Origin of the sequence: Pseudomonas sp. MWU12-2029 (assembly GCF_023242425.1) — a bacterium.
In the GTDB taxonomy this organism is placed as follows: domain Bacteria; phylum Pseudomonadota; class Gammaproteobacteria; order Pseudomonadales; family Pseudomonadaceae; genus Aquipseudomonas; species Aquipseudomonas kribbensis.
The window spans coordinates 140,111-158,607 of sequence record NZ_JALJDY010000004.1 but is presented as its reverse complement, the minus strand read 5'-3'; the positions used below and the strand labels follow the sequence as shown (position 1 = coordinate 158,607).

Genomic DNA, 18,497 nt, shown 5'->3' with positions numbered 1-18,497 from the left:
TAAAGAGCAGGTCGAGATTTTTTGTTTGCTGGCTGTGCGAGGTGCGCGGCGGGCAACGTTTCAAAGAGAATTCGGAGCGAGATATGGCAGGTCATTCCAAGTGGGCGAACATCAAGCACCGCAAAGAACGTCAGGATGCCAAACGAGGCAAGATCTTCACCAAGTGGATCCGTGAACTGACCGTTGCGGCCCGTCAGGGCGGCGGCGATCCGGGTTCCAACCCGCGTCTGCGTCTGGCCCTGGACAAGGCGCTGGGCGCCAACATGAGTCGCGACATCATCGATCGTGCGGTGGCCCGTGGCGCCGGCGCGACCGAGGCCGACAACGTTGAAGAACTGACCTACGAAGGTTACGGCCCGGGTGGCGTGGCGGTGATGGTCGAGTGCATGACCGACAACCGCAACCGTACCGCCGCGGCCGTGCGCCATGCGTTCAGCAAGTGTGGCGGCAACCTCGGTACCGACGGTTCGGTGGCCTACCTGTTCGAACGCAAGGGCCAGATCAGCTTCGCGCCTGGTGTCGACGAAGATGCGCTGACCGAAGCGGCGCTGGAAGCCGACGCCGATGACGTGGTCACTCATGAAGATGGCTCGATCGACGTGTTCACCTCGTTCACCAGTTTCTACGCCGTGCGAAACGCGCTGGAAGCGGCCGGTTTCAAGGGTGATGACGCGGAAATCGTCATGCAGCCGACCACCAGCGCCGAACTGGATCTGGAAGGTGCGGAGAAGGTGCTCAAGCTGATCGACATGCTCGAGGATCTGGATGACGTGCAGAACGTTTACTCCAATGCGGACATTCCGGAAGACGTGGCGGCTCAGCTCGGCTGATAACGGCTAGGCTTCAATGTGGGAGATTTCATGTTTGAGGGTTCCTCTCGAACATGGAATCTCCCACATTTGTTTTTGTGTTTTTTCGAAACCAGCAGGCTTATGACTTTAATTCTTGGTATCGACCCCGGTTCGCGCATCACCGGATATGGCGTGGTACGCGATACCGGGCGTGGTTGTGTCTACGTGGCTTCCGGCTGCATTCGTACCGGCGCCGGCGAGTTGCATGAGCGTCTGCAGATCGTCTATCGCGGCGTGCGGGAAATCATTCAGACCTACGGTCCGGTGACCATGGGCATCGAAAAGGTGTTCATGGCGAAAAACGCCGATTCGGCGCTGAAGCTCGGGCAAGCCCGAGGGGCCGCGATCGTTGCGGGTGCCGAAGAGAGCCTGGAAATCGCCGAGTACACGGCAACCCAGGTCAAGCAGGCCGTGGTCGGCACCGGCGCCGCGAATAAGGAGCAGGTGCAGATGATGGTCATGCACATGCTCAAACTTACCAGCAAGCCACAAATCGATGCCTCTGACGCCCTGGCCATTGCCATTTGCCATGCGCACACCCGATCCAGTCTGTTGCCTCACGGTCTGGGAACCGCACGCAGTCGTGGCGGGCGCCTGCGTCTCTGATAGCATCAGCAATCAATTTTCCGGTATACGGATTTTGTGCCTGGGTCGTCGGCCCGAATCCGTATTCCGTTTTGTCGCCAGCCCACGGCTGGCCAACGCTCAAGGATCTGAAACGTGATTGGACGCTTGCGCGGCACCCTCGCTGAAAAACAGCCGCCGCACCTGATTCTGGATGTAAACGGCCTCGGGTATGAGCTGGAAGTGCCCATGACCACCCTGTATCGCCTGCCGTCGGTCGGTGAACCGCTGACCTTGCACACCCATTTGGTCGTACGCGAAGACGCGCAGTTACTCTATGGCTTCGCTGGCAAGCGTGAGCGAGACTTTTTTCGCGAGTTGATCCGTCTCAATGGTGTGGGCCCGAAACTGGCCCTGGCCTTGATGTCGAGTCTGGAAGTCGATGAGCTGATCCGTTGCGTGCAGTCCCAGGACACTTCGGCGCTGACCAAAGTGCCGGGTGTGGGCAAGAAAACCGCCGAGCGTCTGCTGGTCGAACTCAAGGACCGCTTCAAGGCCTGGGAAACCTCGCCGGCCATGTTTGCGCTGGTACCGAACCAGCCGGACGGCCCGGCACCGGTCAATACCGCCGAGAACGACGCGGTCAGCGCGCTGATTTCCCTGGGCTACAAGCCACAGGAAGCGAGCAAGGCGGTTTCCGCGATCAAGGAGAAAGGCTTGAGCAGTGAAGACATGATCCGACGCGCCCTGAAGGGAATGATTTAAGTGATTGAAGCTGATCGTCTGATCGCCGCCACGCACAGTCCGCGTGAGCGCGAAGAAGTCCAGGATCGGGCGATACGTCCCGTCAGTCTGGCCGAATACATTGGCCAGCCGACCGTTCGCGAGCAGATGGAACTGTTTATCCAGGCCGCCCGCGGCCGTAGCGAATCCCTCGACCACACCCTGATCTTCGGCCCGCCGGGGCTGGGCAAGACCACCCTGGCCAACATCATTGCCCAGGAAATGGGCGTGTCGATCAAGAGCACGTCAGGCCCGGTGCTCGAGCGGCCGGGGGATCTAGCCGCGTTGTTGACCAACCTTGAACCCCACGATGTGTTGTTCATCGATGAAATCCATCGTCTGTCGCCAATCGTCGAAGAAGTGCTGTACCCGGCGATGGAAGATTTCCAGCTCGACATCATGATTGGTGAAGGGCCGGCGGCGCGTTCGATCAAACTCGATCTGCCGCCGTTCACCCTCGTTGGGGCGACGACGCGGGCGGGGATGCTGACCAATCCGTTGCGTGACCGTTTCGGTATCGTCCAGCGTCTAGAGTTCTACAGCACCGCAGACCTGGCGACGATTGTCAGCCGTTCGGCGAACATCCTCGGTCTGCCGCTGGACCCGGAAGGCTCTTTCGAGATTGCCCGTCGTGCCCGTGGCACGCCGCGGATCGCCAATCGGCTGCTGCGCCGGGTGCGGGATTTTGCCGAAGTCCGGGCCAAGGGGCATATCACTAAATCCGTTGCCGACCTGGCACTGAATCTGCTGGATGTCGATGAGCACGGCTTCGATCATCAGGACCGGCGATTGCTGCTGACCATGATCGAGAAGTTCGATGGCGGTCCCGTTGGCATCGACAGTCTGGCGGCTGCGATCAGTGAAGAGCGCCACACCATCGAAGATGTGCTGGAGCCGTATCTGATTCAGCAGGGCTACATCATGCGTACGCCGCGGGGCAGGGTGGTGACCCGTCACGCGTATCTGCATTTTGGTTTAAACATTCCGTCACGAATGGGCGAAATGCCCGTGGCAGACGAGTTTCTCGATGCCGTGGACGATTGATACACATTTATTGGCGATTTATTCAGCGTTTGTACTGTCTCAGGACGGTACTTTTGCGGTAAAGCCTTCGAACTATGAAAAACAGTTGCCTGGCCGGATTGGCAACCCGAGGAGTAAGCACTAGAGTATGCGCGCGCAAAACGGGCTTGAGCCGTTCGCACATCGTTGTCGCGTTTATTACGAGGACACCGATGCGGGCGGCATCGTGTATTACGTTAATTACCTCAAGTTTATGGAACGGGCTCGAACCGAGCGGCTCCGGGAGCTGGGCTTTGCCCAGTCGGCGCTGGCAGGGGAGGACCTGTTGTTCGTCGTGCACTCCAGCGAAGCGCGTTATCACGCGCCGGCGCGACTGGACGACGAACTGCTGGTAAGCGCTGATGTAATCGAATTGAACCGTGCCAGCCTGCGCTTTCGACAGCAGGTCAGGCGGGCAACGGATAATGTGCTGCTCTGTGAGGGGCAGTTTCTGGTGGCCTGTGTGCGCACTAACAGTTTGAAACCCCGGGCCCTTCCCGAAGACTTGCGTGCGGCTTTCGCCGACGCGGTCGGCACGGGTACACACTTGAAGCAGGAGATAAAGCGTGGAAGCTAACGTCGTCGACCATTCCTCCATGTGGAGCCTGGTCAGCAATGCCAGCATCGTGGTGCAGTTGGTAATGTTGACCCTGGTGGCCGCATCGGTGACCTCATGGATCATGATCTTTCAGCGCAGCAATCTGCTGCGCGCCGGTCGACGTGCCCTGGAGAGCTTCGAGGAGCGCTTCTGGTCGGGTATCGACCTGTCCAAACTGTACCGCCAGGCCGGCAGCAACCCGGATCCGGACTCGGGCGTCGAGCAGATCTTCCGTGCCGGTTTCAAGGAATTCTCGCGTCTGCGCCAGCAGCCGGGCGTTGATCCTGAAGCGGTAATGGAAGGCGTGGCCCGTGCCATGCGCGTAGCGATCTCCCGCGAGGAAGAGAAGCTCGAGCAAAGCCTGCCGTTCCTCGCCACCGTCGGTTCGGTCAGCCCGTACATCGGTCTGTTCGGTACCGTGTGGGGGATCATGAACTCCTTCCGTGGTCTGGCCAGTGCACAACAGGCCACCCTGGCCACTGTGGCACCCGGCATCGCCGAAGCCCTGATCGCCACCGCGATCGGCCTGTTCGCCGCGATCCCGGCCGTTATCGCTTACAACCGTTTCTCTGCCCGCAGTGAAACCTTGCTGAGCCGCTACTACACCTTCGCCGATGAATTCCAGGCGATCCTGCACCGCAAAGTGCACACCAGCGAAGAATAAGCAGGTATTTACCGATGGCTTTAATCACTCGAGCCCGACACAAGCGCAAGCCGGTCGCCGAGATGAACGTAGTGCCTTACATCGACGTGATGCTGGTGCTGCTGGTCATCTTCATGGTGACTGCGCCGATGCTCAATCAGGGCGTGAAAGTGGATCTGCCCAAGGTTTCCAGCGAAGCCTTGCCGCAGGACAACAACACCCAGGTGCTGACCATTTCGATCAAGGCTGACAAGACCTACTACTGGAACCTTGGCAGCGAAGTCGACACCGAGAAGCAACAGGACCGGGCCATGACCCTGCCACAGATGACCGACGCGGTGACCAAGATCATCCGCGCCGGCACTGAAGGCGGCAAGCGTACCCAGGTCTTCATCCGTGGCGACAAGTCCGTCGATTATGGCTCCGTCATGGGCGCCATGGGCGGTTTGCAGAAAGCCGGGGTCGGTAATGTTGGCTTGATCACCGAGGCCCCCTGATGCAGCAACAGCGAGAGCCGTCCGCCTCGGAAAGCTACTTCTGGCCCAGTGTCTGGGCGATTGGCTTGCACGTGCTGGTGTTCGGCATGCTGTTCGTCAGTTTCGCCATGACACCGGAGCTGCCGCCGGCCAAGCCGATTGTCCAGGCGACCCTTTACCAGCTGAAATCGAAAAGTCAGGCAACCACCCAGACCAATCAGAAGATTGCGGGTGAGGCGAAGAAATCCGCCGCGCGCCAGACCGAAGTCGAGCAGATGGAGCAGAAAAAGGTCGAGCAGGAAGCGGTGAAGGCTGCGGAACAAAAGAAAGAAGAAGCGGCTCAAAAGGCCGAGGAAGCCAAGAAGGCCGATGAGGCGAAGAAAGCGGAACAGGCGAAGAAGGCTGACGAAGCCAAGAAAGCCGAAGACGCGAAGAAAGCCGCCGAAGCCAAGAAGGCAGAAGAGAAACAATTGGCTGATATAGCCAAGAAGAAAGCTGAAGAAGAAGCCAAGAAGGCTGCTGAAGAAGAGGCCAAGAAAGAGGCCGCTGAAGAAGCCAAGAAGAAAATCGTCGAAGACGCGAAGAAGAAAGCCGCCGAAGACGCCAAGAAGAAAGCCGAGGCTGAAGAGGCGAAGAAGAAAGTCGCCGACGAAGCCAAGAAGAAAGCTGCTGCCGATGCTGCGAAGAAGAAAGCGCAGGACGCGGCACGCAAATCGGTCGAGGACAAGAAGGCCCAGGCTCTGGCCGACCTGCTGTCCGACAAGACCGAGCGTCAGCAGGCTTTGGCGGATGAACGTGGTGACGAAACCGCAGGCAGCTTCGATGACTTGATTCGTGCGCGGGCAGCGGAAGGTTGGGCACGTCCTCCTTCGGCACGCAAAGGCATGACGGTTGTACTGCAGATCGGCATGTTGCCGGACGGTACGGTGACTACGGTCAGCGTGGCCAAGTCCAGTGGCGACGGTCCGTTCGATGCGTCGGCAGTGGCGGCGGTCAAGAATATTGGACGTTTGACGGAAATGCAGGGAATGAAGCCGAGCGATTTCGCTCCGTATCGTTCATTCAAGATGACATTCACACCTGAGGATCTAGCCTTGTGAGAAACCTTCTTCGAGGAATGCTGGTCGTGATCTGCTGCATGGCAGGGATCGCGATGGCGGATGAAAAGAACATTCTGGTCACCAGCGGCAGCGATCGGGCGACCCCGATCGCCGTCGTACCGTTCGGTTTCCAGGGCGGTGCCGTCCTGCCGGACGACATGGCTGAAATCATTGGCAACGACCTGCGGAACTCGGGTTATTACTCGCCGATTCCAAAACAGAACATGATCAGCCAGCCAAGCCAGCCGAGCGAAATCATCTTCCGTGACTGGAAGGCGGTGGGTGCCCAGTACATGATGGTCGGCAATATCACGCCGGCCGGTGGTCGCCTGCAGGTTCAGTGGGCGTTGTTCAACGTTGCCACTGAACAGAAAGTGGCGGACGGCAGTGTTTCCGGTACTACCGAACAACTGCGGGACATGGCGCACTTCATCTCTGACCAGTCGTTCCAGAAGCTGACCGGTATCGACGGTGCGTTCTCGACTCGCCTGCTGTACGTGACGGCTGAACGCTTCTCCGAGAAGAACACCCGTTACACCCTGCAGCGTTCGGATTATGACGGTGCCCGCGCCGTGACTCTGCTGCAATCGCGCGAGCCGATCCTGTCGCCGCGTTTTGCACCGGACGGCAAGCGTATTGCCTATGTATCGTTCGAGCAGAAGCGTCCGCGCATCTTCATGCAGAACATCGACACCGGTCGCCGTGAGCAGATCACCAACTTCGAAGGCCTGAACGGTGCTCCGGCCTGGTCGCCGGATGGCAATCGCCTGGCGTTCGTGCTGTCGAAAGACGGTAACCCGGACATCTACGTGATGAACCTCGGTTCGCGTCAGATCACCCGAGTGACCGCAGGTCCTGGCATCAACACCGAACCTTACTGGGGCAAGGATGGCTCGACCATCTACTTCACTTCCGACCGTGGCGGCAAGCCGCAGATCTACAAGACCAGCGCCAATGGCGGTGGTGCCGAGCGTGTGACGTTCGTGGGTAACTACAACGCCAACCCGAAGCTTTCGGCTGATGAAAAGACCCTGGTGATGATCCATCGTCAGGACGGTTTCACCAATTTCAAAGTGGCGGCTCAGGATTTGCAGCGCGGAAGTGTAAAAATCCTCACTGATAGCACTCTGGACGAGTCGCCTACTGTTGCGCCCAACGGCACCATGGTAATCTACGCCACCCGCCAACAGGGCCGGGGAGTCTTGATGCTCGTGTCCATTAATGGACGCGTTAGGCTCCCGCTTCCTACCGCTCAAGGCGAAGTCAGAGAACCGTCCTGGTCCCCTTACCTGAAGTGAGCGGGCGCTACACGTTTTACTTAACACACTGGGGTTCATTAGGAGTTTCACGATGGAAATGCTGAAGTTTGGTAAATTTGCTGCGCTGGCTCTGGCCATGGCTGTAGCTGTAGGTTGCTCGTCCAAAGGCGGCGACAACGCCGGTGAAGGCGCTGTTGATCCAAACGCTGGTTACGGCGCAAACACTGGTGCCGTTGACGGTTCCCTGAGCGAAGAAGCTGCTCTGCGCGCAATCACCACCTTCTACTTCGAATACGACAGCTCGGATCTGAAGCCAGAAGCCATGCGCGCTCTGGACGTTCACGCCAAAGACCTGAAAGCAAACGGCGCTCGCGTTGTTCTGGAAGGCAACACCGACGAACGTGGTACTCGTGAGTACAACATGGCACTGGGCGAGCGTCGTGCGAAAGCCGTTCAGCGCTACCTGGTACTGCAAGGTGTTTCCCCAGCTCAGCTGGAACTGGTTTCCTACGGCGAAGAGCGTCCAGTTGCTACCGGCAACGACGAGCAGTCCTGGGCTCAAAACCGTCGCGTCGAACTGCGTAAGTAATTCGATATGCGAACGTGCCGTCGTGCTGTAACTGTTCTGGCTCTCAGTCTCGCGCCGCTTGCGGCGTGGGCTGCGGTTCCTGTGGTCGATGACAACTCCGGTTATAACAATAGCGGGAGCAGTTATCCGCCTGCAGGTTACGGTACGAACGGCGCCTATGCCGGGGGAGCGGCTTCGGCCCCTGCCTCGGCACAAGGCATGCTGTTCAACCAACTGCAACAAATGCAGGATCAGATATCGCGCCAGCAGGGTGTGATCGAAGAACTGCAGAATCAGGTTGCGCGCATGAAGCAGGAATCCCTGGAGCGATACCAGGATCTTGATCGGCGCATAGGATCCGGTGCTGCACCTGCCGCGACTCCCGAGAATTCTTCTGCCGGTGGCGATGCAAGTGCTGCTGCCGGTGCCGCTGCTGGAGCCGGGGCCGCTGCTGCCGCCCAGGCACCTGCCGCGAGTGGCGAACCGGCTGATCCGGCCAAGGAAAAGCTGTATTACGATGCAGCCTTCGACCTGATCAAGGCCAAGGATTTCGACAAGGCCAGCCAGGCTTTCGCCGCTTTCCTGCGTAAATACCCGAACAGCCAGTACGCGGGCAATGCCCAGTACTGGTTGGGTGAAGTGAACCTGGCCAAAGGCGATCTGCAAGGTGCAGGTCAGGCTTTTGCCAAGGTTTCGCAGCTGTATCCCAAGCATGCCAAAGTGCCGGATTCGCTGTACAAGCTGGCTGATGTAGAGCGCCGCCTCGGTCACACCGACAAGGTCAAAGGCATTCTGCAACAAGTGGTGTCCCAGTATCCGGGTACCTCCGCTGCCCAGTTGGCCCAACGCGATCTGCAGCGCATGTAATACTGTTTGACCCGTTTGGAAGAAACCCGCGCTTGTCGCGGGTTTTTTCGTTAGAATTCACGCCCTTTTATGAAACACGCTTCTGGTGATCTACGCGTTGGCGGGGTTGCCTGAAGTGCCTGACGGAGGCGGACAGCCTGTTTAGCTGTTACGCCCGTGGCGACTATGCAAGACACATTGAGAATCACCGAAGTTTTCTACTCGTTGCAGGGGGAAACGCGGACTGCCGGGCTGCCCACTGTTTTTGTGCGCCTGACCGGTTGCCCGTTGCGTTGCCAATACTGCGACAGTGCCTACGCGTTCAGCGGCGGCACCATTCGTACGCTCGACGACATCCTCGAGCAAGTGGCCGGGTTTCGCCCGCGCTACGTTTGTGTCACTGGCGGTGAGCCGCTGGCACAGCCCAATGCCATCCCTTTGCTCAAACAATTGTGCGATGCCGGCTACGAAGTCTCGCTGGAAACCAGCGGCGCCCTCGATATTTCAGCGGTTGATCCGCGGGTCAGTCGGGTCGTCGATCTGAAGACGCCCGATTCGAAAGAAGCCCATCGCAACCGTTACGAGAACATCGAACTGCTGACGCCCAACGATCAGGTGAAGTTTGTCATCTGCTCGCGGGACGACTATGACTGGGCGGTATCCAAACTGATCCAGTACGGGCTTGACCGGCGTGCCGGCGAAGTCCTGTTTTCTCCAAGTCACCATGACCTGAACGCGAGGGATCTGGCGGACTGGGTGGTGGCGGATAACCTGCCAGTGCGCCTGCAACTGCAGCTGCATAAATATCTATGGAATGATGAGCCGGGGCGCTGAGATGACTGAACAACTGAACACCAACGAAAAACGTGCGGTAATCCTGCTGTCGGGTGGTCTGGACTCGGCAACGGTCGTGGCCATGGCCCGGGCAGAAGGTTACGCCTGTTACACCATGAGTTTTGATTACGGTCAGCGTTCGCACGCTGAATTGCATGCCGCTGCTCGCGTTGCCCGTGACCTGGGAGTGATCGAACACAAAGTGATCGGCCTGAACCTGAACGGCATGGGTGGATCGGCTCTGACGGATACCAGCATTGATATCCCGGAAGAGTTGGGTGAAGGCATCCCGGTGACTTACGTACCGGCGCGCAACACAGTGTTCCTGTCGCTCGCACTGGGCTGGGCTGAAGTACTCGGCGCCCGTGACATCTTTATCGGCGTCAACGCCGTGGATTACTCCGGTTACCCGGACTGCCGTCCCGAGTTCATCGAGTCGTTCGAACGCATGGCCAACCTGGCGACCAAGGCCGGTGTGGAAGGCAATGGTTTCCGCATCCAGGCGCCGCTGCAAAACCTGAGCAAGGCACAGATCGTTCAGACTGGCGTGAAGCTGGGTGTTGATTACGGACTGACTGTTTCCTGCTATCAGGCGGACGATAACGGCCGTGCCTGCGGCAAATGCGACAGCTGCCGACTGCGTGCGGAAGGCTTTGCAGCGGCCGGAATCAGCGACCCGACACCTTATTTTTGATTTTTTTCAAATTAGGTGTTGAATAGTCCTTAAAAATCAGTATTATACGCGCCACCACACAGCGGGTCGTTAGCTCAGTTGGTAGAGCAGTTGGCTTTTAACCAATTGGTCGTAGGTTCGAATCCCACACGACCCACCATATTTGGCGGTTTAGAAAATCCGGAAGGCCCACGAAAGTGAGGATTTCCGGGTTTTTTTTTGCCTGCGATTCGGCCTTTCTTCTTTTAGCGCCGGTTGCGCTGACACAGGTCAGAATCATCTTTTGCATCATCGGGATATTCTGTAGCCTTGCGCAGCTTCAACGCTGTCCGTGCCTGATAAAACTCACTCTCCCGGCGGTACCCTCAAGCGGTCCGGAGCCGGGTGTATACTCGACTTTCGCGCGAATGCGCCTGCAGGTCTTGCGAACATGACGCAGATTTCCGAACGCCTTCTGGTACAAGCCCACCTCGACGCCAAGCAGCCCAAGCCGCTGACGGCCGAGGAAGAGGCTTATTACCGTTCCGCCATCGCCGCCGAGCTCAAGGCTCAGGACGCGGTGCTGGTTGCCCACTTTTATTGCGATCCGATCATTCAGGCCCTTGCCGAAGAAACCGGTGGTTGCGTTTCCGACTCGCTGGAAATGGCCCGCTTCGGCAACGCTCACCCGGCCAGGACCGTGGTGGTTGCCGGGGTGAAATTCATGGGTGAAACCGCGAAGATTCTCAACCCGGAAAAGCGCGTACTGATGCCGACTCTGGAAGCGACTTGCTCGCTGGATCTGGGTTGCCCTGTGGATGAGTTCTCGGCGTTCTGCGATCAGCATCCGGAGCGCACCGTGGTGGTGTACGCCAACACCTCGGCCGCGGTCAAAGCCCGGGCCGACTGGGTGGTGACATCGAGTTGCGCGCTGGAGATCGTCGAAAGCCTGATGGATAACGGCGAGACCATCATCTGGGGCCCGGACAAGCACCTGGGCACCTACATTCAGCGTCAGACCGGCGCCGACATGTTGCTCTGGGACGGTGCCTGCATCGTTCACGAAGAGTTCAAGTCCAAGCAACTTGAAGATATGAAGGCGCTGTACCCGGACGCGGCCATTCTGGTGCACCCGGAGTCGCCGACGTCGGTGATCGAGCTGGCAGACGCCGTCGGTTCCACCAGCCAGTTGATCGCTGCCGCGCAATCGCTGCCGAACAAGACCCTGATCGTGGCCACTGACCGTGGCATCTTCTACAAGATGCAGCAGCTGTGCCCGGACAAGGTCTTCATCGAGGCGCCAACGGCCGGTAACGGCGCGGCGTGCCGCAGTTGCGCACATTGCCCGTGGATGGCCATGAACACCCTTGAGCGCACGCTGAAGTGCCTGCAGGAGGGCTCGAACGAGATCTTCGTCGACCCGGCGCTGATTCCCCAGGCGATCCGCCCGCTCAAGCGCATGCTCGACTTCACTCAGGCTGCGCGGATGAAGCTGGCAGGCAACGCCTGACCTTGAGCTGCAAACAAAAACGCCCCGATTCGATCGGGGCGTTTTTGCATCTGCCGGGTTACTTCGCTTTTTTCGGGATCCGCACCAGTTGCGTGTCCGAGTAGATGTCATGCCAGGCACGCTTGCGCTTGTCGAACAGCGACCAGAAGAAACCCACGCCGAGGCACAGCCACGACGCGATCGACACCATGAACCGCAGCAGCGCCTGCCACAGGCTGATCGCGGTGCCATCAGCGTTCTGCACGCGGATGCCCCAGACCTGCATGCCCAGGGTCTGGCCAGCGTGGGTCCAGAACTTGGCGAAGAAGCCGAACAGCACCAGCAGCAGCACGGTGGAGTACAGCGGGTCGCCGTCCAGTTTGCCGGCGTCGGTCATTGCGCGCAGACGTTCTTCGCCGATGATTGCGGCCTGGATCAGCTTATAGATGAAGCCCGTGACGATCAGCAGGGCGGTGCACAGAAGAAAATCGTAGAACATCGCTGCCAGACGACGGCCGAGACCGACGGCAGGAAAGTCGCCCTGGGGAACGAGCAGGTGTTTCGACATGGCAGCCTCTGGACGGAAAGTGAAGCGCCATTTTACGGATTCGCGCGCACAAAAAAGCCCCTGATATCAATATCAGGGGCTTTTTCGTTACAGAAAATCAGGCTTCAGCGATGACTTCATCAGCCTGCATGCCTTTCTGGCCTTGTACGGCAACGAAAGTCACTTTCTGGCCTTCTTTCAGGCTCTTGAAGCCGTTGCCCTGAATAGCGCGGAAATGCACGAACAGATCCGGACCGCTTTCTGGAGTGATAAAACCAAAACCTTTCTCGTCGTTAAACCACTTGACGGTACCGCTCTGACGTGTGGACATTTCTTATTTCCTTTGACGCAAAAATTGATGACAGTCTCTTCCTCATGAAAGAGTACTGGGGCTGGTTGCAGGAGAGTAAGAAGACGTCGAACGGGATGTAGCTAACTTGTAGGCTACTGCCCAGGTCACGATTCCAAGCTGACCCATGCAAACACAGTGGACAAACTCTACGCCAACTACAGGAGGAAAAACAAGCCCCGTGAAGGCCCCGGTTTTCCTGTGCTTGCCGGCTGTTAGTCAGTCCACTAGTCGGGCTTATACGATTAGCTTGTTCAATTGTTTTCGAACGTTATAAGCCAAGTTCATATTCGAATCGAATGTAAGGGAAGTGCACTGTTTTATGGCGATTGCGTTACACATTAGTGCACGCATAACGCAATCGCGTTACTTATAGAAACAGTCAATCAACCACGATAGTAGCGTTGTGGAACGAATGGCATTTTGCTTACAAGCATTTGCACCTTTTTCCCACGAACGATGGCCCAGACTGGTGTGTCCAGTGCGACATAAGCGCTGTCGAGGTAACCCATCGCCAATGGCCCGCCCAGGGTCGGGCCGAAACCGCCGCTGCACACGCTGCCGATGATTTCGCCGGCTTCGTTGACGATCTCTGCACCTTCACGGACCGGCGTGCGCTCCTGCGGCAGCAGGCCGACGCGTTTGCGTGCGACACCGTTCTGCTGCTGGCCGAAAACCTGTTCTGCACCCGGGAAGCCGCCGGCCCGCGCACCATCGGCACGACGTGGCTTGGAGATTGCCCACAGCAGGCTGGCTTCGATTGGCGTAGTGTCGGTGTTCATGTCGTGGCCGTACAGGCACAGGCCGGCTTCCAGGCGCAGCGAATCCCGGGCACCAAGGCCGATGGCGGCGACTTCCGGTTCGGCCAGCAGGGCGCGGGCGAGTTTTTCCGCATCGGCCGCCGGTACGGAGATTTCGAAACCGTCCTCACCGGTGTAGCCCGAGCGGCTGACGAAGCAATCCACGCCCAGCAGCGTCACGCGGGCGAACTGCATGAAAGTCATCTTCGCCACTTCCGGCGCCAGACGTGCCAGTACGGTTACGGCGGCCGGGCCTTGCAGGGCAAGGAGGGCGCGGGCTTCGAACAGCTCGGTAATGGTGCACTGATCGCCGATGTGTTTTTGCAGATGCGCCAGGTCCTGATCCTTGCACGCGGCGTTGACCACCAGGAACAGTTCGTCGTTGCCCAGGTTGGCGACCATCAGGTCATCGAGGATGCCGCCGGTTTCGTTGGTGAACATCGCGTAACGCTGCATGCCCACCGGCAGGTCGATGATGTCCACCGGCACCAGGGTTTCCAGGGCTTTGGCGGCATTGGCGCCGGTCAAGCGGATCTGGCCCATGTGCGAGACATCGAACAGCCCGGCCTGCTCACGGGTGTGCTGGTGTTCTTTCATCACGCCCAGCGGGTATTGCACCGGCATGTCGTAGCCGGCGAACGGCACCATGCGGGCGCCGAGTTCGATGTGCAGAGCGTGCAGCGGGGTTTTCGACAGTTGTTCGGTGGACATGCGTGACTCCTTGATTCACACCAACCCTCTCCCGACGGGAGAGGGGGCTAATTAACACTCGATAATGTTGACCGCCAGACCGCCACGGGCGGTCTCCTTGTATTTGCTTTTCATGTCGGCGCCGGTCTGGCGCATGGTGCGGATGACCTTGTCGAGGGAGACAAAGTGCTGCCCGTCGCCGCGCATGGCCATGCGCACGGCGTTGATCGCCTTGACCGAGCCCATGGCGTTGCGCTCGATACACGGCACCTGCACCAGCCCGCCAATCGGGTCGCAGGTCAGGCCGAGGTTGTGTTCCATGCCGATTTCGGCGGCGTTTTCCACTTGTTGCACGCTGCCGCCAAGGACTTCGCACAACGCACCGGCCGCCATCGAACAGGCCACGCCGACCTCGCCCTGACATCCGACTTCGGCGCCGGAGATCGAGGCGTTTTCCTTGTAGAGAATGCCGATGGCCGCCGCGGTCAGCAGGAAGCGCACCACGCCGTCATCGTTGGCGCCGGGAATGAAGCGCATGTAGTAATGCAACACCGCAGGGATGATCCCCGCCGCACCGTTGGTCGGTGCTGTCACTACACGCCCGCCGTTGGCGTTTTCTTCGTTGACGGCGAGGGCGTATAGATTGACCCAGTCCAGCACCGACAACGGATCGCGCAGCGACGATTCCGGGTTCTTGCACAGTTGCCGGTGCAACGCCGCCGCCCGCCGTTTGACCTTCAGGCCACCCGGCAGAATGCCTTCGTTGCGACAGCCGGCAGCCACGCAGTCCTGCATCACTTGCCAGATTTTCAGCAGGCCGGCGCGGGTTTCCGCTTCCGGGCGCCAGGCGCTTTCGTTGGTCAGCATCACCTGACTGATCGACAGCCCGTAGGTGGCGCAGTGACCGAGCAAGTCCTTGGCACTTTTGAACGGGAAGGTCAGCGGTGTGGCGTCTTCGACGATACGGTCGGCTCCGGCCGCATCTTCGTCGACCACAAAACCGCCGCCGACCGAGTAGTACTCGCGGCTGCGGATCTGCAATCCCGCCGCATCGAAGGCACGGAAGATCATGCCGTTGGGGTGATAGGCCAACGGCTTGCGGATCATTGCCAGATGTTCTTTCTCATTGAACGCAATGCTGTGTTCACCGAGCAGGTTCAAACGCCCGCTGCCACGAATCTGCGAGAGACGTGCGGCGACGGTTTCGGTATCCACGGTATCCGGGTGTTCACCTTCCAGGCCCAGCAGCACAGCCTTGTCGCTGCCGTGACCCTTGCCGGTGGCGCCGAGGGATCCATACAGCTCGACCCTGACGCTGGTGGTGGCCGACAACAGGTTTTCCCGGCGCAGGCCTTCGACGAAGCGCGCGGCTGCGCGCATCGGGCCGACGGTGTGGGAGCTGGAGGGGCCGATGCCAATCTTGAACAGGTCGAACACGCTTAACGACATGGTTGTTCTCCGGTTTCTTGTTATAGGCACATCAGGCACGCATGAAAGGGGCGGGCGAACCCGCCCCCTCACAGGTCAAGCGTAGCTTTCGATCGACGGGCAGGCGCAGACCAGGTTGCGGTCGCCGAACACGTTGTCGACGCGACCGACCGGCGGCCAGTACTTGCCTTCGATCAACGACGCCACCGGGTACACCGCTTGTTCGCGGCTGTACGGGTGAGTCCACTCGCCAACCAGCTCTGCAGCGGTGTGCGGAGCGTTCTTCAGCGGGTTGTCGTCCTTGTCCAGGGTGCCGTTTTCCACTGCGCGGATTTCTTCGCGGATGCGGATCATGGCGTCGCAGAAGCGGTCCAGTTCTTCCTTGGATTCGCTTTCGGTCGGCTCGATCATCAGCGTACCGGCCACCGGGAACGACATGGTCGGGGCGTGGAAACCGAAGTCGATCAGGCGTTTGGCAACGTCATCGACGCTGATGCCGCTGCTGTCTTTCAGCGGGCGCAGATCCAGGATGCACTCGTGCGCCACCAGACCGTTGCTGCCGGTGTACAGCACTGGATAGTGCTCTTCCAGGCGACGGGAAATGTAGTTGGCATTGAGGATCGCCAGTTGCGAAGCGCGCTTGAGACCCGCGCCACCCATCATGCGAATGTACATCCAGGTGATCGGCAGAATGCTCGCGCTGCCGAACGGCGCTGCGCAGACCGCGCCTTCCTTGCGTTCCATGTGGCCGTGGCCCGGCAGGAACGGAGTCAGGTGCGATTTCACACCGATCGGGCCGACGCCCGGGCCGCCACCGCCGTGAGGGATGCAGAAGGTCTTGTGCAGGTTCAGGTGCGAAACGTCGCCGCCGAACTTGCCCGGTGCGCAGAGGCCGACCATCGCGTTCATGTTGGCGCCGTCGATGTACACCTGGCCGCCGTTGTCGTGAATGATGCCGCAGATTTCGCGGATGCCTTCTTCGAACACGCCGTGGGTCGACGGGTAGGTGATCATCAGCGCGGCGAGGTGTTCGCGGTGCTCGATGGCCTTGGCGCGCAGGTCTTCGATGTCCACGTTGCCACGGGCGTCGCAGGCGGTCACGACCACGCGCATGCCGGCCATGTTGGCGGTGGCCGGGTTGGTGCCGTGGGCGGACGACGGGATCAGGCAGATGTCGCGACGGTCTTCGCCACGGCTCTGGTGGTAGGCACGGATCGCCAAGAGACCTGCGTATTCACCCTGGGAACCGGCGTTCGGTTGCAGCGAGATTGCGTCGTAACCGGTGGCGGCGCAGAGCATTGCTTCCAGTTCGTCGGTCAGTTGCTGGTAGCCGGCGCTTTGCTCGGCCGGGGCGAACGGGTGCAGGGCGCCGAATTCGGCCCAGGTCACCGGGATCATTTCGCTGGCGGCGTTGAGTTTCATGGTGCACGAGCCTAGCGGGATCATGGTGCGATCCAGTGCCAGGTCCTTGTCCGCCAGTTTGCGCAGGTAGCGCATCAGCTCGGTTTCCGAGTGATAGCGGTTGAACACCGGGTGGCTGAGGATCGGCGACTGACGAACCAGCGAAGTCGGAATCGTGCTTTGCGCGGCCGCGGCGAGAGCTGCGAAATCCGGCAGAGTCTTGCCGTCGGCGAACAGGCCCCACAGGGTTTCGATATCGGCCTGGGTGGTGGTTTCGTCGACCGACAGGCCCAGACGCTGGGCATCGATCACCCGCAGGTTGATCTGTTGGGCACGAGCCTTGTCGTGCAGCGCGGCAGTTTGCGCGCCGGTGGCCAGGGTCAGGGTGTCGAAGAAGCTGGTTTGCTCGACGGTCACGCCCAGTGCGCTCAGGCCATTGGCCAGGATCGCGGTCAGGTGATGCACGCGGTTGGCGATCCGGGTCAGGCCTTTCGGGCCGTGGTACACGGCGTACATGCTGGCGATGTTGGCCAGCAGCACTTGCGCGGTGCAGATGTTCGATGTGGCCTTCTCGCGGCGGATGTGTTGCTCGCGGGTCTGCATCGCCAGACGCAGGGCCGGTTTGCCGAAGCGGTCAACCGAAACACCGACCAGACGGCCCGGCATGTCGCGCTTGAACGCATCTTTGGTGGAGAAGTAAGCCGCGTGCGGGCCACCGAAGCCCAGCGGAACGCCGAAACGCTGGGCGCTGCCGATGGCCACGTCAGCGCCGAATTCGCCTGGCGGGGTCAGCAGGGTCAGGGCCAGCAGGTCGGCAGCTACGGCCACCAGTGCGTTGGCGGCGTGGAAGCGTTCGGTCAGTTCGCGGTAGTCGAACACATCACCGTTGCTGGCCGGGTATTGCAGCAGCGCGCCGAAGAACGGCGTCACGTCGGTCAGTTCACGCTCGTCGCCGACCACCACTTCAATGCCCAGCGGCTCGGCACGGGTGCGCAGCACGTCGAGGGTTTGCGGGTGGCTGTGGATCGAGGCGAAGAACTGGTGGCTGCCCTTGTTCTTGCTCAGGCGTTTGCAGAAGGTCATGGCTTCGGCAGCGGCGGTGGCTTCGTCGAGCAGGGAAGCGTTGGCGATCGGCAGGCCGGTGAGGTCGCTGATCAGGGTCTGGAAGTTCAGCAGCGCTTCGAGACGGCCCTGGGAAATTTCTGGCTGGTACGGGGTGTAAGCGGTGTACCAGGCCGGGTTTTCCAGCAGGTTGCGCAGGATCGGCGACGGCGTGTGGCAGTTGTAGTAGCCCTGGCCGATGTAAGTCTTGAACAGCTGGTTCTTGCCGGCGATGCCTTTGATCATTGCCAGGGCATCGGCTTCGCTCAGGCCGTCGTCGAGACCGAGCACGCTGGTGCCCTTGATGCTTTCCGGGATGACGCTGGCGCTCAGGGCTTCGAGCGAGTCGAAGCCGAGGCTGTTGAGCATGGCTTGCTCGTCACCGGCGCGCGGGCCGATGTGACGGGCGATGAATTCGTTGGCGGTGCCGAGATTAACTTGGGTCATGACAGGTTC

19 protein-coding genes and 1 tRNA gene are annotated in these 18,497 nt (G+C 59.7%); 15 read left to right on the top strand and 5 right to left on the bottom strand.

The genetic code is table 11. The features are described from left to right. Nucleotides 1–83 precede the first annotated feature (83 nt). From M5B44_RS11230 to nadA, 15 genes are all read left to right on the top strand, one after another. Entirely contained in the window at nucleotides 84–830 is a 747-nt protein-coding gene (locus M5B44_RS11230; protein WP_085709622.1) for a YebC/PmpR family DNA-binding transcriptional regulator, read from the top strand. Between the two features lie 102 nt (nucleotides 831–932). After that, entirely contained in the window at nucleotides 933–1,457 is a 525-nt protein-coding gene (ruvC, locus tag M5B44_RS11225; RefSeq protein ID WP_065258525.1) for a crossover junction endodeoxyribonuclease RuvC, read from the top strand. 114 nt (nucleotides 1,458–1,571) lie between these two features. Further along, the gene (gene ruvA, locus M5B44_RS11220) at nucleotides 1,572–2,180 is read left to right on the top strand and encodes a Holliday junction branch migration protein RuvA (protein ID WP_248739191.1); all 609 of its coding nucleotides are present in this window, start codon (nucleotides 1,572–1,574) and stop codon (nucleotides 2,178–2,180) included. After that, nucleotides 2,181–3,242: a Holliday junction branch migration DNA helicase RuvB gene (ruvB, locus tag M5B44_RS11215; RefSeq protein WP_085709623.1), complete on the top strand. Its 1,062-nt coding sequence runs from the start codon at nucleotides 2,181–2,183 to the stop codon at nucleotides 3,240–3,242. It abuts the gene before it with no gap. A gap of 127 nt (nucleotides 3,243–3,369) precedes the next feature. Continuing rightward, nucleotides 3,370–3,837 (top strand): tol-pal system-associated acyl-CoA thioesterase, encoded by a 468-nt coding sequence (gene ybgC, locus M5B44_RS11210; RefSeq protein ID WP_085709624.1) that lies wholly within the window; start codon nucleotides 3,370–3,372, stop codon nucleotides 3,835–3,837. Then, entirely contained in the window at nucleotides 3,827–4,522 is a 696-nt protein-coding gene (tolQ, locus tag M5B44_RS11205; protein WP_007912733.1) for a protein TolQ, read from the top strand. Before ybgC ends, tolQ begins: the two co-directional genes overlap by 11 nt. A gap of 23 nt (nucleotides 4,523–4,545) precedes the next feature. Beyond that, the gene (gene tolR / locus M5B44_RS11200; RefSeq protein ID WP_162803534.1) at nucleotides 4,546–4,998 is read left to right on the top strand and encodes a protein TolR; all 453 of its coding nucleotides are present in this window, start codon (nucleotides 4,546–4,548) and stop codon (nucleotides 4,996–4,998) included. Next, nucleotides 4,998–6,077: a cell envelope integrity protein TolA gene (tolA, locus tag M5B44_RS11195; RefSeq protein ID WP_085709625.1), complete on the top strand. Its 1,080-nt coding sequence runs from the start codon at nucleotides 4,998–5,000 to the stop codon at nucleotides 6,075–6,077. Before tolR ends, tolA begins: the two co-directional genes overlap by 1 nt. Before the next feature lie 17 nt (nucleotides 6,078–6,094). Then, a complete protein-coding gene (gene tolB, locus M5B44_RS11190; protein ID WP_248739404.1) occupies nucleotides 6,095–7,375 on the top strand; it encodes a Tol-Pal system beta propeller repeat protein TolB in 1,281 nt (426 codons plus the stop codon). Between the two features lie 52 nt (nucleotides 7,376–7,427). Further along, nucleotides 7,428–7,925 (top strand): peptidoglycan-associated lipoprotein Pal, encoded by a 498-nt coding sequence (gene pal / locus M5B44_RS11185; RefSeq protein ID WP_003178634.1) that lies wholly within the window; start codon nucleotides 7,428–7,430, stop codon nucleotides 7,923–7,925. Nucleotides 7,926–7,931: 6 nt separating this feature from the next. Continuing rightward, nucleotides 7,932–8,771, top strand: coding sequence for a tol-pal system protein YbgF (gene ybgF, locus M5B44_RS11180; RefSeq protein WP_085730266.1), 840 nt, complete (start codon nucleotides 7,932–7,934; stop codon nucleotides 8,769–8,771). A 165-nt stretch (nucleotides 8,772–8,936) separates the two neighbouring features. Further along, complete coding sequence (gene queE, locus M5B44_RS11175) at nucleotides 8,937–9,584, top strand: 7-carboxy-7-deazaguanine synthase QueE (protein ID WP_041068581.1); 648 nt, start codon at nucleotides 8,937–8,939, stop codon at nucleotides 9,582–9,584. 1 nt (nucleotide 9,585) lies between these two features. After that, nucleotides 9,586–10,278, top strand: coding sequence for a 7-cyano-7-deazaguanine synthase QueC (queC, locus tag M5B44_RS11170; protein WP_248739190.1), 693 nt, complete (start codon nucleotides 9,586–9,588; stop codon nucleotides 10,276–10,278). A gap of 63 nt (nucleotides 10,279–10,341) precedes the next feature. After that, a tRNA-Lys gene (locus M5B44_RS11165) sits at nucleotides 10,342–10,417 on the top strand. A gap of 270 nt (nucleotides 10,418–10,687) precedes the next feature. Then, complete coding sequence (gene nadA / locus M5B44_RS11160; RefSeq protein WP_248739189.1) at nucleotides 10,688–11,746, top strand: quinolinate synthase NadA; 1,059 nt, start codon at nucleotides 10,688–10,690, stop codon at nucleotides 11,744–11,746. Nucleotides 11,747–11,804: 58 nt separating this feature from the next. Here the strand turns inward: nadA and M5B44_RS11155 are convergent, their stop codons facing one another. The 5 genes from M5B44_RS11155 to gcvP all read right to left on the bottom strand — a co-directional run bounded on the left by M5B44_RS11155 (nucleotide 11,805) and on the right by gcvP (nucleotide 18,488). Further along, nucleotides 11,805–12,293: an RDD family protein gene (locus M5B44_RS11155; RefSeq protein ID WP_248739188.1), complete on the bottom strand. Its 489-nt coding sequence runs from the start codon at nucleotides 12,291–12,293 to the stop codon at nucleotides 11,805–11,807. Between the two features lie 97 nt (nucleotides 12,294–12,390). Further along, nucleotides 12,391–12,603 carry a cold-shock protein gene (locus tag M5B44_RS11150; protein WP_007951194.1) on the bottom strand — a complete coding sequence of 71 codons (213 nt, stop codon included), beginning with the start codon at nucleotides 12,601–12,603 and terminating at the stop codon, nucleotides 12,391–12,393. Nucleotides 12,604–13,007: 404 nt separating this feature from the next. After that, nucleotides 13,008–14,132 (bottom strand): glycine cleavage system aminomethyltransferase GcvT, encoded by a 1,125-nt coding sequence (gcvT, locus tag M5B44_RS11145; RefSeq protein ID WP_248739187.1) that lies wholly within the window; start codon nucleotides 14,130–14,132, stop codon nucleotides 13,008–13,010. 51 nt (nucleotides 14,133–14,183) lie between these two features. Continuing rightward, the gene (locus tag M5B44_RS11140) at nucleotides 14,184–15,560 is read right to left on the bottom strand and encodes an L-serine ammonia-lyase (protein WP_102621278.1); all 1,377 of its coding nucleotides are present in this window, start codon (nucleotides 15,558–15,560) and stop codon (nucleotides 14,184–14,186) included. A gap of 75 nt (nucleotides 15,561–15,635) precedes the next feature. Continuing rightward, on the bottom strand, nucleotides 15,636–18,488 hold the full coding sequence (gene gcvP, locus M5B44_RS11135) for an aminomethyl-transferring glycine dehydrogenase (protein ID WP_248739186.1): 2,853 nt from the start codon (nucleotides 18,486–18,488) through the stop codon (nucleotides 15,636–15,638). Between the last annotated feature and the right edge of the window lie 9 nt (nucleotides 18,489–18,497).